Source organism: Idiomarina sp. A28L, assembly GCF_000218785.1.
Classification (GTDB): Bacteria; Pseudomonadota; Gammaproteobacteria; order Enterobacterales; family Alteromonadaceae; genus Aliidiomarina.
In genome coordinates this window covers 19,481-37,000 of sequence record NZ_AFPO01000026.1, presented here as the reverse complement: position 1 = coordinate 37,000, position 17,520 = coordinate 19,481, and the positions used below count along the sequence as shown (strand labels likewise).

Annotated in this window: 9 protein-coding genes; 6 read left to right on the top strand and 3 right to left on the bottom strand. The window is 46.0% G+C overall.

Annotated features, from left to right (window positions below; all coding sequences use genetic code 11):
* Positions 1–16 precede the first annotated feature (16 nt).
* A complete protein-coding gene (locus tag A28LD_RS12465) occupies positions 17–1,633 on the bottom strand; it encodes a hybrid sensor histidine kinase/response regulator (protein ID WP_443134845.1) in 1,617 nt (538 codons plus the stop codon).
* 1,897 nt (positions 1,634–3,530) lie between these two features.
* On the opposite strand from A28LD_RS12465, the gene A28LD_RS11355 reads away from it, so the two are divergent.
* Entirely contained in the window at positions 3,531–4,196 is a 666-nt protein-coding gene (locus tag A28LD_RS11355; RefSeq protein ID WP_007421218.1) for a class I SAM-dependent methyltransferase, read from the top strand.
* A 40-nt stretch (positions 4,197–4,236) separates the two neighbouring features.
* Here A28LD_RS11355 and A28LD_RS11350 read toward each other — a convergent pair whose 3' ends face one another.
* Both A28LD_RS11350 and A28LD_RS11345 read right to left on the bottom strand, forming a co-directional pair.
* Complete coding sequence (locus A28LD_RS11350) at positions 4,237–4,902, bottom strand: response regulator transcription factor (RefSeq protein WP_007421217.1); 666 nt, start codon at positions 4,900–4,902, stop codon at positions 4,237–4,239.
* Between the two features lie 143 nt (positions 4,903–5,045).
* Positions 5,046–7,349: a TonB-dependent receptor gene (locus tag A28LD_RS11345; RefSeq protein WP_007421216.1), complete on the bottom strand. Its 2,304-nt coding sequence runs from the start codon at positions 7,347–7,349 to the stop codon at positions 5,046–5,048.
* A 187-nt stretch (positions 7,350–7,536) separates the two neighbouring features.
* Here A28LD_RS11345 and A28LD_RS11340 point away from each other — a divergent pair, with 187 nt between their 5' ends.
* The 5 genes from A28LD_RS11340 to A28LD_RS11320 all read left to right on the top strand — a co-directional run bounded on the left by A28LD_RS11340 (position 7,537) and on the right by A28LD_RS11320 (position 17,499).
* Positions 7,537–8,832 (top strand): GntP family permease, encoded by a 1,296-nt coding sequence (locus tag A28LD_RS11340; RefSeq protein ID WP_007421215.1) that lies wholly within the window; start codon positions 7,537–7,539, stop codon positions 8,830–8,832.
* Between the two features lie 74 nt (positions 8,833–8,906).
* Positions 8,907–10,547: a long-chain fatty acid--CoA ligase gene (locus tag A28LD_RS11335; RefSeq protein ID WP_007421214.1), complete on the top strand. Its 1,641-nt coding sequence runs from the start codon at positions 8,907–8,909 to the stop codon at positions 10,545–10,547.
* 2 nt (positions 10,548–10,549) lie between these two features.
* Positions 10,550–11,743, top strand: a complete 1,194-nt coding sequence (locus A28LD_RS11330) for an E22 family MetX-like putative esterase (protein ID WP_007421213.1) — start codon at positions 10,550–10,552, stop codon at positions 11,741–11,743.
* Positions 11,744–12,057: 314 nt separating this feature from the next.
* Positions 12,058–14,760 (top strand): hypothetical protein, encoded by a 2,703-nt coding sequence (locus A28LD_RS11325; RefSeq protein ID WP_007421212.1) that lies wholly within the window; start codon positions 12,058–12,060, stop codon positions 14,758–14,760.
* Between the two features lie 12 nt (positions 14,761–14,772).
* Complete coding sequence (locus A28LD_RS11320; RefSeq protein WP_007421211.1) at positions 14,773–17,499, top strand: TonB-dependent receptor domain-containing protein; 2,727 nt, start codon at positions 14,773–14,775, stop codon at positions 17,497–17,499.
* The last annotated feature ends 21 nt before the right edge of the window (positions 17,500–17,520 follow it).

Here is a 17,520-nt window from a genome sequence, read left to right as displayed (position 1 = left end):
ATTTTGTCGGTTGGTTTTATAGAAGCCTTTTTAATAGTCTTAAAAGCGCAGCCTGCTTTACGGGCTTGGGCAAGAACGCGGCCTGAATTTCAATTACCTGCTCGCGAATACTCTCATCTGGGTCGGCAGTACTGAGAATAGCGGGCAGCTGCCTGTGCCATTTTTCTCTCAGCATGCGAATGCCTGTAACACCCACTTCATCATTATCTAAGTGATAATCAACAAAAAGTAGATTGGGCTTTTTGCTCACGGCCATGGCTTCTTCAATTGAATGGCAAGCGGTAACTTCGGCGCCCCAACCACGGAGAAGTTTGGCAATCGCTAATCGCAGAGTTACATCATTATCTAATAAAATAACGTGAATGCCGTTCAATACAGCGCCTTGCTGCGGAGTGCCTTGCACTACTATTGGCTTTGCAACATCGCCTTGCCATCCACTAACCGGCAGTAAAACGCCAAAACAAGTGCCTTGGTTTTCGATTGATTTGAGGGTGATAGGAATCTGTAATAGCCTGCACATCCTTTCAACAATAGCTAAACCAAGCCCCAATCCAGGATTATCAGCTTGATCGCCGAGCTGGTGGAACTCTTTGAATATTTCGTTTTGTTTATCAGCCGGAATACCACGGCCAGTATCGATAATTTGTAGCTCAATCGAATGTTTATCGCGGCGGCGAACACCACACAAAACTCGGCCACTATCGGTGTAGCGAATGGCGTTAGAAATAAGATTTTGAATCACTCTCGAAAGCAGGCGCTTATCGGTTACTACCAATGCTTTGGTGGGCTTTACTCGAAGCGTAATGCCCTTTTCTTTGGCTAAGATACTAAATGATTCAGCGAGCGGCAGTAATACATCGTTTAATGGCACTTGCTGAATATCGGGTTTCAAGTTACCTGATTCGAGCTTGGTCATTTCCAATAGCATGGTAAGTAATTCTTCAGCATTGCTGAGTGATTGCTGAATTTGCGCAGCTAAAGCAAACTCTTCTTGTTGTTCAGCGTGCTCTAAGCGCTGCTGTAACATTTCACAAAACAATGATGCGGCATTAAACGGTTGCATAAGATCATGGCCTGCAGCGGCAAAAAACCGTGATTTACTCAAATGCGCTTCTTCTGCAGCTCGCTTTGCGAGCTCCATTAAGCTGTTGGCTTCCGTAAGCTCCTGAGTACGCTCCTTTACGCGGTTTTCTAGCTCTTGGTTAATGCTGTGCAGTTCTTCTTGTGCCTTAACCAATTTCGTTACGTCGGTGTATGCCGTAACAAAGCCGCCTTCGGGCATAGGGTTGCCTTGTAGTTCGATAACGCGGCCTTCATGCTGGCGCTGGTAGCGATAGCTGCTACCACGGCGGAGGTAATTTAAGCGCTTGTTAACTTCTTCTTGGATATCTGCATCGGGGTCGCCAAATAGGCCTCGTTTGGCGTTGTAGCGCAACAGCTCAACAACCGGCATTCCGGCATGAATAAAACCATCGGGGTAATTGAAAATTTCTAAATAGCGCCGGTTCCAGGCAACTAATCGAAGATCTTTATCTATTACACTAATGCCTTGTGGAATATTTTCTACGCTGGCTTGCAATAGCTCACGATTGAACCGATACAGGCGGGAAGCCTCGGTGGCCCAATCAGCCATTGCTTCCGCGTTTACTTCCGATGTGCGTGCCAGCCCATGCAAAATCAAGCGGCTTGCGGCACTGCCAACGGCGCCGGCGAGTTCACGTTCAACGCGCTGCAACAATACCGGAGGCACCAACCCTTCAGCGGGAGCTGCGGCTAATGTGAGGCCCAACCGCTTATCTAGTTGCACGGTATCTTTTGCATCAATAAAGCGGCTGAGTACCGAACGGAGCTTACCCCAGCTTACGTGTGGCCGAGAACTCACATCGGTGTAATCGGCATTGGGCTGCAAATACCGCTGCGCATGTTTACGATCAACCGAGCTATCAGGAAGGAATAAAGAAACCAAAACGAACAGCAGAATATTGGTCGATAAGCTAATAAGAATACTGTTACTAATGGCTAAATCGGTAAGTTGCTGGCTGCTGCTGAGCGAAGGTAGCAGCAACAGAATTGCCCATATAATCGTACCCGCACTTAGCCCGGCTATGGCGCCTATACGGCTGCTTCGTTGCCAAACTAACCCACCGATAAGTGCAGGCCCCAACTGTGCAAGTAATGCCATGGCAATCAGCCCATTACTTACTAATGGAACGCCGCTTTCAGTAGCCTCATGGTACAAATAGGCCAATGAAATGATGAGCACCATGGTAAGCCTGCGAATGGTAAGCACAACGCCAGAGGTAAGCTTAAACTCTTGTTGTTTGGCTTTACGCCAGCGCAACCACAGCGGCGTGAATACATCATTCGAAATCATAATACTAAGCGCTAATGTGGCCATAATTACCATACTAGTGGCCGCCGCTAAGCCACCGATAAACGCAATCATACTAATATCGGGCCGATCCATGAGCACCGGTAATGCCAACATGAACATATCTTCGCCGCGGCTTTCGGGCACGAGTAAAATGCCTGCAAGGGTAATAGGGAGAATGAAAAAATTGATTGCGAATAAATACAAAGGGAACGCCCAACGCGCTGCTTTTAATTCATCCGGGTGAGTATTTTCAATGAAGTTGACATGAAATTGCCGCGGCAACAAAAACATTGCTAAAGCACCGAGCAGCATGTGCGTAATGTAAATGTAAGTGCCGTTCGGTAAGCCTTCTAAGGCCTCCTGAGCCAAAGGCGCCGCTGCCGCTTGTATGAATAAATCAGTGAAGCCGTTGAATAACTGATAGGTGCAAAAAAGGCCAACGAGCGCAAAACTAAGAAGCTTTATAATCGATTCAAAGGCCACAGCATCCATTAGCCCTGGGTGCTTTTCTGATAAGCTCAGCTTGCGCGCACCAAATAGAATAGCAAACAGAATCATCACCACCGCAACACCCGCACTTACATCGGTAAACCAGGGGATACGCGTGGCATCAACACCAGTAACGGCAGAAAAGCTCGCGCTTACTGCGCGCAATTGCAGGGCAATATAAGGAACTAAAGCAACCAATGAAATAAAGGTTACGAACACGGCAATGCTGTGCGATTTGCCATAGCGGGAACCGAGCAAATCGGCAATTGAGGTAAGGTTTTGTTGCTTCACCACGGTTAGAAGCTTCATTAAGAAGCCATGAGCGAACAAGAAAATAAGGATGCCGCCAAGGTAAGTAGGGGCAAACCACCAGCCATAATGAGCTGCTTGCGTTACCGTGCCGTAGAATGCCCAAGTGGTGCAATGCACGCCAAGAACTAGCGAGTAGCGCCATGGCCGAGGCTTATCTTGCTGTTGCTTTTCGCCACGGGATGCAATTAAAAACAGCACCGCTAAATATGCGAGGGCAACAAAAATAACGAGGTAAGCTGGCAACATAAATGATTCTCTTTTTTTCTAACCCAAGGTTTTGAAATTTATTGCTTCTGAGCGCTCAGGCTTTACCATAGAGCCTCGCTATTTATACTCAGGCACTCGGAGCGATACCTTGAAACACCAGCCTATTTGCTGCCCACTTTGCTTACAAACCACTCATGATGAACCTTGGCTTGTTGAAACCCGCAAGTATTTGCAGGGGCGTGAACACTATAATTGCCAGCGTTGTAAGCTTGTTTTTGTGCCCGAAAAGTTTCATGTTTCTGATGATGAAGCCCTAGCAATTTACGATCAACACGATAATAAGCCAAACGATCCAGGCTACCGGAAGTTTTTATCACGGGCAGCAGAACCAGTGTTACGTTTGTTGCCGAAAGGCTCGCAAGGTATCGATTTTGGTTCCGGCCCGGGGCCAACGTTATCAATAATGCTCAATGAATCAGGTATGCACTGCCTAGATTACGATATTTTTTATGCTAATATTCCTGAACGCTTACAGCAAAATTATGATTTTATTACTAGCACCGAGGTATTTGAACATTTGCCTCAACCTCGGCAAGTGTTAGATCAATTAGTGCCGCTTCTGAACGCAGGTGGGTTGCTGGTTATCATGACACAACGACCGAAAACCATCGAACGGTATCAAAAGTGGAACTATATTCTTGATCCAACGCACATCACCTTTTTCCGCGATGAAACCTTTCAATGGATAGCAACCCACTGGGAAATAGAGCTCATTGAACTGCATAAAGATGTTGCGGTATTTCGTAAGGCTTAATCGTAGCCGATAAATAAGTGGCTCAATTAGCGCGGCAAAGTTATTCTTCCTCATCCGCTTTCAACATATCGTGGAAAATAACCCCAGCTTGCGTTCGGTTAATTACCCCGAGCTTTCGTAAAATTGCCGATACGTGCTGCTTAATAGTGGTTTCCTGCACATCCAGTTCATAGGCGATTTGCTTATTCAATAGCCCATCGGCAATGCAGGTGAGTACTTTGAATTGCTGTGGTGTAAGTTGTTCAAGTTTACTGGCAAAATCCTGGCTGGCGGCATTTGCAGGCCGATTAAGCTCATCTTTTAAGTGTTCGGGAAGCCAACTATCACCACTCAATACGGCATCAACCGCATTCATCAGCATGGGTAGTGGTGCCGATTTTGGTACATAAGCGCTGGCGCCAAACGCCATAGCGCGGCGAATAACATCAATACTCTCATTCGCAGAAACAATAAGAATTAATACATCAGGAAATTGATTGCGAACCGCTGTAAGGCCTGTAAGCCCGCGATTTCCTGGCATGTTGAGATCAAGAAATAACAACTCCACCTGCCGCTCTTGCTCGAGCACAGTTTGCAGTTCGGTAAAATTTTCTGCCTCCAATACATCACTGCCAAGGGTAGCAGCTAATGCTTGCTTTAAGGCTGACCGAAATAGTGGGTGATCATCAGCAATAATGGCTCTAGCCATGCTATTCGTCTTTTTCATTGGGCATGGAACCTTGTTGTACCGGATGCATGGCAAACCTGCAAGCCGAGCTTCAAAATTGGTAGAAAAAAGCCACCGCTATTGAACAATAACGGTGGCAATAAGAGTACCAGAGAGAAGTACTTTTAACGTTACCGTACTACTTAGAAACGGTACCCAACAGTGAGTGATACTGTGCGTGGATCGCCATAGTAGCCAATCAGTGTAGTATCGCCACCTAACCCAGGTAAGAACTCGCCAGGGTTATTTGCATCTGGCGTAAGGAATGCATAGTTACCAACGAGGAATTTTTCATTCGTTAGGTTTTTACCATGCACACCTACACGCCATTTACCACTTCCGCTGTACCAGTTCACACCAAGGTTCAAAACGCCATACGCATCTTGGGTTAACAGGTTATTTAGCTCTGTTAAACCGTAGCTGCTGCGGTAGCTGTAGTTACCATTGATCACGAGATCACCGTTCGCAACTCGAAGATCATAGCTAAAGCCAATATTCGCTGTGGTATCAGGTGTATTAGTGATAACAAACTGATCAGTGATATCGATTTGATTACCTTGCGCATCAAAACTTAAAACGTTATTGAAGCTCGCATCAATCAAGCCAACGTTGCCGTAAATGGTTAAATCGTTGGTTGCGATCCAAGTGAACTCGAGCTCTAAACCGGTTGCATCTGATTCACCAACGTTAGCTAACCGCTGATTCAGAACAGTTGCATCATTTGGATCTGGTATTACTGAAACGTACTGGCGGTTTTCATGGTCGAGCATAAATACCGTAGCATTTACCCGTAGGCGGTCAGTAATATCGCTTTTCACACCCACTTCATATGAATACACATCTTCTGGGTTTGCTGCAGGCTCTGCAGTTTCAGCACGCGGGTTAAACGTACCTGATTTGAAACCTTGGCCAAAGCTTGCATAAAACATGGTATCTGCACTGTAGCGATACTCAGCACCCAAACGTGGGGTAACTTTATTCCATGTTTGGCTATCATCTAACACTACTGGTGTGCCAACCTCTGGGCCACGAACATAACCTGGAATCCAGCCTGATTCTGGATATACGGTATCGAAAATTAACCCGTTACGTACAAGCGCTTCTTTCTCATCACGTGTGTAGCGTAAGCCGGCAGTAAAAGACCATTGGTCGTTTAACTGGTAGCTACCTTGGCCGTAAATCGCTTGGCTTTTGCTGTTCGAACAACCAGAAACTTCACGTGTTAAGCCAGGTGTACCAAAAGCAGCTTGGCCAAGCACCTCAAGGATGGCATCGAAGGTACCGCATGAATCAGCATCGTAGTAATACAAGCCGGATACAAAGCTTAAGTTATCTGAGCTGTAGTTGAGCTGGAATTCTTGCGTGAACCACTTATCATCATAAATGGCTGGAACATCAAAGATACGTAGCGAAGTATTATCGAAATCGATATTTACCGGAGAATAGTTTTCACGATTCGCGGTAATCGAACGGAATTGCCATTCTTCATTAATTTCTTGTTCGATCAGTAAGCTTAGGCCTTCTGTTTCAACTTTATTCTCAGTAGGTAAGCTGGTGTAAGAATCATAAAAGCTATCTGGAACAGGTGCATCGGTTAGTAAACTAGGTAGTAAGCGATAGCCACCTTTTGAGTTTGATTCATCATCTGTTTTATCCCAAGCCAAACGCACAAAGGTAGTATCTGATGGATACCATTCCAATGTTGCACGCATTGCTTGCACATCTTTATTGTAGTTTTCACGATCTTGGTTTGGTAAATCACTCGTTAAGAATGAACCATAACCATCGCGTTGAAGATTTGCGTAGCCAAATCCAAAGTACAATGTGTTTTCAATAAGTGGCATTTCACCAGTTACTTTAAGATCACGCTGATTGTAGCTACCTACCGTACCGGAAACCGAAAATTCACGATCTCCAGACATCCGGCGAGTTACATATTTAACTGCACCACCAATGGTGTTCTTCCCATAAAGGGTGCCTTGTGGGCCGCGCAACACTTCGATACGTTCAACGTTCAGAATATCAAGCACTGCACCTTGCGGGCGAGCCACATAGATATCATCAATATAGATACCTACCCCAGGCTCATAACCCCAGAGTGGGTCTTCTTGACCAACACCACGAATAAAAGCGGTGATAGTTGAGTTGGTAGCACGGCTTGTTTGTAATGTTGTATTCGGTGAAAACTGAGCAATTTCCAGTATGTTGGAAATGCCACGTTCAAGAATCTCTGCACCACTCACCGATGTTACGGCAACTGGAACTTCTTGTAGATTTTCCGTAGTACGGCGAGCGGTTACTTCGATGCGCTCAAGGCGCGTGGCTTGCTCTTCTTCATCTGTATCTTGCGCTACTGCTGGCATGGCTATACCAAGTAGAGCACTGGCTACAGCAGCGGCACATAGGTTGCGGCGAAACTGCTGGTTTGTAAATGTAGTTGATTTCATCTTGCTTCCCCCAAGGGTTTGTCTTTTCCAGACGTTATATTTTTGTTACGGATGCAACATTAGCCTAAGTTGAGGAATTTGTGACCTGTACCATAGTACTATGGGTAGAATTTAGTTCTTGGCCGACAATAACGCTCAATTACGAAAACGCTGATGTGCGCATCGAATAATAAAAAAAGAGGTGTTTATGCTGAGTATGATTGGTTTGGTGGGCGGGCTTATATTACTTATATTGCTCACTCTACGCGGGTGGAATCTTTTTATCAGCGCCCCCGTTTGTGCGCTAATCGTAGCACTATGTAGTGGCATTCCGGTATTTCTTGGTGATGTGAATTTTGTTGAGAACTACATGAATGGCTTTTCTGGCTTTGTAGCCTCTTGGTTCTTTATGTTTTTGCTCGGCTCTATCTTCGGTAAATTTATGGAAGATACGGGGGCTGCTGATAGTGTGGCTGAGTGGATTATTAATAAGCTCGGTAAAAAACAAGCGGTAATGGCGGTTGTGCTTGCTTGTGCCATTCTTACCTATGGTGGTGTGAGCGTTTTCGTAGTGGCGTTCTCAGTATACCCAATGGCGTTAAGCTTATTTAAAGATGCAAACCTTCCACGTCGCTTTATTCCTGCAGCACTCGCATTTGGTTCTGTTACTTTCACTATGACATCGGCAGGCTCACCGGAAATTCAAAACTGGATTCCAATCCAATACTTAGGCACTTCGCCCTATGCAGCATGGGAAGTGAGTTTGGTAGTAGCCATTATCATGGCAATTATCGGCTATTGGTGGTTGATGAAAATCATTAATAAGGCAGTAGCTCGGGGCGAGCACTTTGTTGAGCGTGCTAGCGATCCAAAACTAGTAGATCGCCGCCGCCCACACCCAATTACCGGCCTTATTCCATTAATCGTTGTACTCACACTCTCATTTTTATTTCATGAGAAGTATTCGCAAATGGCATTAATAATCGCGCTTACCGGTGGTGTGTTAGCCATTATGGCGATTAACTGGAAGTTCTTTAATGATATGCAACATGCGCTTGGGCAAGCTACTACTGGCGCTTTAGTGGCGATTGGTAATACGGCTGCAGTTGTAGGGTTCGGAGCCGTGGCGCGCGTTACACCGGCGTTTGAACAAGCAGTGGTAGCCATGACATCGCTACCTGGTAATGAATTAGTGGGTGCAGCCGTTGCGGTAAGTGTAATTGCGGGGTTAACCGGCTCTGCATCGGGCGGGCAGGTCATTGCATTGCCCGAAGTTGGGCCGCATTACTTAGCCGCTGGCGTGAGCCCAGATCAGTTACACCGGGTAGTATCTATTTCCTCTGGTGCACTCGATTCGCTGCCACATAACGGTTATGTAGTAACCACTATTCGCGGTATTTGTAATGAAACACACAAAGATGCCTATTGGGCTGTTGGCGCTGTAACGGTAGTAGTGCCGGTGATTGGTTTAAGTATTGCCATCTTGTTATTTAACTTGTTTTAACCTTAGCTTTTAGAAATCGCTTCGGAAGTTATTTAAACATTACCTAAAAAACGAATTGCAGTAGGAGAAGTGGAATGCATGGCAATCTAAACGGCAATATGATGAATACCCAATTATTGGTTATTGATTTGCTTGATTATGCCCGGCAGCAGTTTCCAGAGCAGGAGGTTGTAAGCCGGCGGCTTGAGGGTGATATTCACCGCACCAATTATGCAGAATGTTGGCGCCGCAGTTGTCAGCTGGCGCATGCACTTGATGGGCTTGGTGTGGGCATGGATGATTGCGTGGCTTCTATGGCTTGGAATACTTATCGCCATCTTGAATTGTATTATGCGGTTTCTGGCGTAGGTGCCATTTTGCATACAGTAAACCCGCGGCTATTCGCTGAGCAGATTGAATACATCATTAATCACGCCGAAGATAAATATGTGTTTGTTGATCTTGGTTTTGTAGCCATGCTCGAAGATATTCAAGAGCAACTTCCTACAGTGAAGGGTTACATTGTGCTAACCGACCGCGAGCACATGCCGAAATCATCGCTTCCTAATTTACTTTGTTACGAGGAGCTTATCGGCAATCAACCAGATACTTATGATTGGCCGCGTTTCAATGAAGATCATGCGGCTTCGCTTTGTTACACATCTGGCACTACGGGTAATCCTAAAGGTGTTTGCTATTCGCATCGGGCGTTGGTTTTACATGCGCAAGCTACGGTATCGGCTGCCTTACTTGATTTGCGTGCCGATACCGTTTTATTACCTATGGTAACTATGTACCACGCAAGTGCCTGGGGTGCGCCTTATGCCGCCCCGCTTGCTGGCGCTAAATTGGTATTGCCAGGCAGTGGCATGGATGGCACCAGCATGTGGGAGCTGATCGATAGCGAGAAGGTGAATGTGGGTTTGGGTGTGCCTACCATATGGTTAACATTGCACAATTATCTGCAAGAGAAACAAATTAGCGATACACCGTTAGAGCGGGTTTGCGTGGGTGGCGCTGCATCACCCATAGGCATGGTTCGTACTTATGCAGAGCGTTATAACGTTTATTGGCAACCGATTTGGGGCATGACAGAAACCGCGCCTTTGGCTACTAGCTTGCCACCAACGCCAGCGATTATGGCGCTCCCGAAAGAGCAGCGCTACAAGCTGCAAACCACCGCTGGCCGTGCTGCCTTTGGCGTGGAAATGGAAATATTTGATGCCGATGATGTGGCCGTAGCTCATGATGGTGAAAGCACCGGCGAGCTTCGGGTGCGGGGGCCTTGGATTTGTAATCAGTATTATAAAAATGATGATTTAAGTAGTTTCCCAAATGGCTGGCTTGGCACTGGTGACATCGCCGTTATTGATAAACATGGCTATATGCGTGTTGTGGATCGAAAGAAAGATGTAATTAAAAGCGGTGGAGAATGGATTAGCTCGCTCGAAATTGAAAACATTGTTAGCTTGCATCCGTTGGTGAATGAGTGCGCGGTTGTAGGAGTTAAACACCCTAAATGGGATGAACGGCCTTTACTCTTAGTGGTGCTGAATCAGGGTGAACGTGCAGAGCAGCAAGATATTTTGAATCATTTACAAGGCAAAATTGCTAAATGGTGGACCCCAGATGCGGTTGAATTTGTGGTTGAGCTGCCGAAAACGGGCACTGGAAAAGTACGTAAAAATGAACTCCGCGATGAATATTTGAATTACTTAATTGAGCGAGGAGCCTAACCATGGTTAGTGCAAAATTACAAAAATGGCTGATAGTTGCTTCAGTTATCGCAATGAGTCAGTTTGGGTTAGTGAATGCAGCGGAACTGCCGCTGGTTAAAAAGCAAGTGTTCAGCACCGAGAACTTTCAAACCTATGGCGGCGAAACTATTGCTGAGGTAAAGGTAGGTTGGGAAGCTTATGGCGAGCTCAACGCGGCAAAAGATAATGCAATTTTGATTACCCATTTTTTCTCAGGTAACAGCCATGCCGCCGGCAAATATAGCCATGAGGATGCGCAGCCAGGCTACTGGGACACGATCATTGGCCCGGGTAAAGCGATTGATACCAATGAATTTTATGTGATTAGTATCGATACTTTAGTAAACCAAGAGCCATCTAACCCGAATGTAACCACCACTGGCCCGGCAACCATTAACCCAGAAACAGGTAAACCTTATGGTTTAGATTTTCCAGTGGTTACCATTCGTGATTTTGTAAACGTGCAACGCTTGGTGATTGATTCGTTGGGTATTGATACATTGCATGCGGTTGTGGGCGCTTCAATGGGTTCATTGCAAGCACTGGATTGGGCAGCTGCCTATCCAGATCGTGTAGAACGCATGATTTCGGTGATAGGAATGGGTGAAGCCGACCCATGGACAATTGCAAACTTACAGCATTGGGCCAACCCAATCATAAACGACCCAAATTGGAACGATGGCGATTATTATAGTTCTGCGCCACCCACAGCTGGCGTAGTGCAGGCGCTTAGAATGATTACTTTAGGTTCGTTGCACCCGCAAATCGTTAACCAAATGTATGCAGCTAGTTCTGCTGGTGAAAAAGCTCCGTTGCAAGATATTCGTGCCAATTTTGCTGTAGTGGACCAGCTTGAAGCCGCGGCAAACTTACGGGCAACTTATGCAGATGCCAACCACATTCTATATTTGGTGCGCGCTAATCAATTGTTTATGGCAGGTTTTCAGGATTCACTTGCAGATGGCCTAGCAAATATCACAGCAAAATCACTTTTTTTACCAGCCACTAACGATTTGTTGTTACAGCCTTACATGGCAAAACGTGTGCACAACTTACTTGTAGAGCAAGGTAAAGATAGTAGCTATGCTGAAATTGATGGCCCTTGGGGGCATTTAGATGGCGTAGTAAGCATTATCCAACAGGCTGATCTTATACAACAATTTTTACAGGAGTAGGCGTAATCTGAGGAGCGCGCAATAGCGCGAGAGCTTGGGCTTTTCGGTGTTTCTCTACCGTTAACATTTTGTAACAATTGCTTGGTTTCTCACTATCCGGCCCTGTGTTAAATTACACATCAACAAATCAACAAGTGTTGGAAGTTTCGCACACAAGGATGTGTGCACCTATAGAAAGAAGGTAGGGTTAGGGCTATTTGCTCTAGCCCTATTTTTTTGTCTTCAAGTTGTCATGTTCCCGTAAATTTAAAGTCATGAAAGCAGCTCATAGTGTGCCGGTTAATTCTCGTTGCATACTAATTCGGAGCCCAATCATGCGTTTCAATCGTTTTTTTCAATTAAGCGCCTTAGCAGCTGCTGTTGCCCTCAGCGGCTGTGGTGGTGATATCAACATCAATATTTCTGAAACAGCGCCTCCAACGAGCGGCGGCGGCGGTAATGGCGGTGGCGGCACACCACCTCCAACTGGTGCCTGCCCAACGTGGGCTTCGGCCGGTGAGGCTTTAAGTGGCTATGAACAGCCGGTATGTGAAATCACTGGAACCTTTACTGAAGATCGTACATTAACCAATGATATTCTTTGGTCTCTCGATGGCCGCGTGGCTGTTGGTAACGATAAAGCAGATTCGGCAACGTTAACAATTGAGCCAGGTACTTACTTGTTTGGTAAATCAGGGGCTGATTTCTTAGTAGTGCGCCGCGGCTCGCAAATTGAAGCCAATGGTGAAGCTAACGCTCCAATTGTGATGACGTCGGTACAAAATATGCTCGGTTTATCAAACCATACTTCTATCGGTGAATGGGGCGGTTTAGTGCTCCTCGGCCAAGCACCGGTGAATGGCTGTGATCAAGCTAACCTAGCAAACTGTTCTATTGAAGCTGAAGGCGATGCGGGCCCTTACGGGGGTGCTATTGTAGATGATAACAGCGGAACTCTTCGCTATCTTCAAGTGCGCTACGCAGGCTATGAGGTTCTTCCTGATAATGAACTGAACGGCATTACTTTTGGTGGTGTGGGCAGCGGAACTACACTCGAATATATTCAAGTGCATAACAACCTAGATGATGGTATCGAATTTTTCGGTGGCACTGTGGATGCTAAATATATCGTACTAACCGGTAACCAAGATGATTCTTTAGATTGGGATTCTGGCTGGAATGGCCGTATGCAGCACGTATTAGTGCAACACAGCCCAACCAATCAAAAAGCTAACCGTGGTATTGAGGCGGATAACAGCTCTTCAAACTTCAGTGCAACGCCAATGAGCCGCCCTATCATTGCCAACATGACAATTCTTGGCAATAGCTACGATGCAGATGAAGATGCAGAAGGTATTTTACTTCGCCGAGGCACTAGCGCTGAGCTTTACAACTTCATTGTTACTGGTGATCCGGCGATGGGAGAGTGCTTTGAGCTTAATGATCAAGAAACTGTAAATAACGCAACTAGCGGCGATTTACGTTTTGAAAATTCGATTATCTCGTGTTCTGAGCCTTTTCGAAACACCACTGATGATGCAGGAAACGTAACTTTCAACGCGGAAGAATGGTTTTTAGCACAAGAAGGCAACATGCTTGTAGATCCGCTGTTGGGTGGCTATATGCCCTCTGCGGTTTCTCAGGCACTTGGCGCTGGACGTAATGTAGCGAATGATATCGATCCTTGGTTCGATGAAGTAGATTACATTGGCGCATTTGATGGTGAGAATGATTGGACGATTGGCTGGACATACGGCCTACATAACGATGCTACTGCGCAACTTACCTACTGCCCGGAAAACACGGTAGAAGTTACTTCAGTAACCGACAAAATGAATTGCCAATTAACCGGCACTATCACCGAAGATTTATACCTTCCAGTTGGTGCGGATTATGTGTTGAATGGGCTGGTGCGCATTGGTAACGACAATGCAGATAATGCAACGCTGTACATTGCTCCTGGCGTTCGTTTATTTGGCCAATCAGGTGCCGATTTCCTAGTTATTGCACGTGGTTCGAAAATTATGGCGGAAGGCCGGCCGAATGCACCAATCGTATTCACCTCACTGCAAAATGCTATTGGCTCAACCGGTGAAAAAGCCCAATGGGGCGGCATAGTATTGCTCGGTAATGCACCAAGTAATAAATGTGATGCAAACAACCTAGCGGCATGTTCTATCGAAGCGGAAGGTGATGCGGGGCCATATGGCGGTGCCGATCCTGAAGATAATTCAGGTAAGCTGAAATTTGTACAAGTGCGTTATGCCGGCTACGAAGTGTTACCTGATAACGAGCTAAACGGCATTACTTTTGCTGGTATTGGTAAAGGTACCCAAGTTGAATTCATCCAAGTACACGAAAACCTTGATGATGGTATCGAGTTCTTCGGTGGCAACGTAGATGCGCGGTTTGTTGTGGTTACCGGCTCTGGTGATGATTCACTAGATTATGCTGATGGCTGGACAGGACGCCTGCAGTTTATGTTAGCTGCCCATAGCGGTGTAGCGAACCGTGGTATTGAAGGTGATAACCAATCGGGTAACTTCAGCGCTACGCCATTAACAAACCCTATCGTAGCGAACATGACCATTATTGGTAACGATTATACTTCTGCGGATCAAGATTCTGAAGGCGTGTTGATTCGTGCTGGCGCAGCCTCACAATTGCACAACTTCGTAATTACTGGCCCAGAAGGCATGGGTGAGTGTTTGGAATTCAACTCTGCTGAATCTGAGCAGTTGGCTGCAAATGGCACAACGGTAATGACGCACACTGTTATTGCTTGCCCTGAACCGTTTAAAGGCAGTGTGAGCGGAACAACCACTACTGAGCAGTGGTTCCTTGCCCAAGAAAGTAACAGCGTTGCTGCTAGCATGCTGGATGTGGTTGATGGCTACTACACCATCGATACCACCGAAGCTAAAGCAATGTCGGAAATCGATGCCACGTTCTTCATGGATGTACCTTTTATTGGCGCAGTTCACCGCGATTTTGATTGGACGCGTGGCTGGGTTTACAGCTTGCAAAACTTCCAATAAGGCTTGCTGATTATGAAGAAATCTATGGTAATGAAACCGCTGGCAACAGCGGTTCTTTTCGCCCTTAGCGCTTCAATGATAACGGCCATTGCAGACACTGAATCTCCAGACGTTGCTGAAGTTGAGGAAGTTATTGGGGCTGCTGAAACCGAAGAAGCCGAAGCCGACGATATTATTGGCAACAAAAATCTACAAGGAAGCTCACGGATTGAGCGTATTCAGGTAAGTGGTCGGCTATTAAGCTCTGCAGCAATAACCGCTGCTGAGCGCAGGGATAATGCGCAGGTAGCAGATTTTCTTGATGCAGAGATGATTAGTCGTATTGGTGATTCAGATGTAGGCGCAGCATTACGCCGAATTACCGGCTTAACTTTAGTGGATAATAAGTTTATTTACGTTCGTGGTTTAGGCGAGCGTTACTCTAGCACCCTGCTGAATGGCGCTATGGTACCAAGCCCAGATCCAACGCGTAATGTTGTGCCTTTAGATATGTTCCCAACCGGTATTTTAGACCGTTTAGCGGTGCAAAAAACGCTTTCGGCTGATCAGCCTGCAACCTTTGGCGGTGGCGGTGTTGATATTAAAACATTGAGTATACCGCGTGAAAGAATCTTCGAAGTTTCGGTAGGCACCGGCTATAGCACCATGCATGATGAAGATGGGTTAAGTTATGCAGGCGGCGGTGATGATTGGCGTGGCCGCGACGATGGTACGCGTTCAATGTCGAGCACGCTGCAAGATGCGTTGGATACCTATGGTTCCTTGGAGCCAATTCCAATTGCGCAAGCATTAGGCGGTGTAACACCAACCAACCTAGCCCGAGCGGAAGAAATTAACCGTGGGTTAGGTTTAGCGTTAAATCGTAACTACGATATTACCCCCGATTCATCAAAGCCGGATATGGATGCCAGTGTTACCTTTGGTGATCGTTTAGAACTCACGGATAAGTGGGTTGTGGGTATGGTTGCGAGCGCAAGCTATGATCGCAGCCGATCGAACAGCAAAGAACAAGAACGCTATTACTCGATTACCAGTGGCAATGAGTTAACACCGTTAGTGCGTTACGATGATATACAGGCCACCAGTGATAACGTTCAGCTATCTGGAATCCTTAATTTGGGTATCGAATACGATGGTAATCATCGTTTACAAACTACTAGTTTGTATTTGTTAGATACCCAAGATGAAGTAAAAATCAAAACCGGCGATACCATTGAAACTATCAATGAATTGAACCGTGAGAACGTTGATTACTCAATTAAATATGAAGAACGTAGTTTAGTGAGTAATCAAATTCGCGGTGAGCACCGTTTCGATTTTCTTGCTGATTTGGGCGTGAAGTGGCAGTACACCGATTCACAGGCACGCCGATATGCACCGGGCCAAGTTGATTATCGTTACATTCGCAACATGGATAGCGAAGGGAATCAAACTGCACTTACTATGCGGCGCAGCGATAACGCGGCGTTAATTCAATTCGGTGATATGCGCGATGATATGGAATACGGCACCACTGATTTTAAATTGCCGTTAAGTTTAGCGAAGTGGGAGCTTGAGCTGCAAAGTGGTTACGCTTGGCAACAACGGCAACGTACTGCGGAAAACGATCGCTTTAAGCTCGATAGCCGAGGCTTCAGCAATCAAGAGCTGCAGCAAAGTTTCTCGGAACTCTTTTCTGATGCCAATATTAGTGATGCAAGCAACCGCTTCCGCATTTCTGATGTAACGGCTCAGGCCGATGATTATGTTGCTGCGCAAACATTAGATGCAGGCTATTTAGCGATTGATGCGCTTTACGATTATACCTGGCGTTTTAATTTAGGCGCTCGGTATGAATCGTTCCGGCAAATCTCCATTCCATTAAATCCTGCTACTGGTGAAGTGGAGGGCAACCTTGAAGATTATCCGTTAGTGGATAAAGATTGGTATCCCTCGTTAGCCGCAACTTGGTTGTTCCACCCGGATATGCAGTTACGCTTTGGTATTAGTGAAAGCGTGGTGCGGCCCGATATTCGAGAAGTAACTCCGGTGTTGTTCGTTGACCCGATCACAGATTTTTTCGTGGTTGGCTTTCAAGATTTGGCGCCTTCGAAAATCACCAACGTTGATACGCGTTGGGAATGGTATTTGGAATCAGGCAGTAGTTTAAGCGTGGGTGCGTTCTATAAGGATATTGATGCCCCAATTGAAACAGTAGAAATAAAAGGTTCAGATGGTAACTTGCAAGTAAGTTTCCGGAACGCTGAAAAAGGTAATGTTTACGGCGTAGAGTTTGAGTTTGTGCGTACATTTGCAGAAATTGAATTCATTCCGAACTGGGCTAGCGATTTCTTCCTTGCCGGTAATGTTACGTTGAGTGATTCGGATATTTCGATTCAGCGCTTAGGTGAATCGAATATCACTAATCTTAGCCGCCGCTTAAGTGGCCACTCGCGTTATGTTGTGAATACGCAGTTAGGGTATGATGCCCCAAATGAACGCCATTCGGCTACGCTTTCGTATAATGTATTCGGGCCTCGAATTTCATTTGCTGGTGTAGATGGTAAAGACGATGCGTTCGAGCAGCCTTTTCACTCGTTAGATTTCACATATAGCTATTATCCTCGTGAGAATTTAGCTGTGAAGTTGGGTTTAAAGAACTTACTGAATGAGAAAACTGAAATCCTGCAGCAAGGGCAAATAGTACAAATGCGCGAGCGCGGAACCGCGGCTAGTTTGAGTGCTACGTTTAAGTTTTAAATACAAGTAACGGTTTGCTTT

Coding starts and splice junctions, on each gene's coding strand:
- A28LD_RS11340 (WP_007421215.1), top strand. CDS start 7,537: ATGCTGAGTATGATTGGTTTGGTGGGCGGGCTTATATTACTTATATTG.
- A28LD_RS11325 (WP_007421212.1), top strand. CDS start 12,058: ATGCGTTTCAATCGTTTTTTTCAATTAAGCGCCTTAGCAGCTGCTGTT.
- A28LD_RS11330 (WP_007421213.1), top strand. CDS start 10,550: ATGGTTAGTGCAAAATTACAAAAATGGCTGATAGTTGCTTCAGTTATC.
- A28LD_RS11345 (WP_007421216.1), bottom strand. CDS start 7,349: ATGAAATCAACTACATTTACAAACCAGCAGTTTCGCCGCAACCTATGT.
- A28LD_RS11320 (WP_007421211.1), top strand. CDS start 14,773: ATGAAGAAATCTATGGTAATGAAACCGCTGGCAACAGCGGTTCTTTTC.
- A28LD_RS12465 (WP_443134845.1), bottom strand. CDS start 1,633: ATGGCTGATTGGGCCACCGAGGCTTCCCGCCTGTATCGGTTCAATCGT.
- A28LD_RS11335 (WP_007421214.1), top strand. CDS start 8,907: ATGCATGGCAATCTAAACGGCAATATGATGAATACCCAATTATTGGTT.
- A28LD_RS11350 (WP_007421217.1), bottom strand. CDS start 4,902: ATGAAAAAGACGAATAGCATGGCTAGAGCCATTATTGCTGATGATCAC.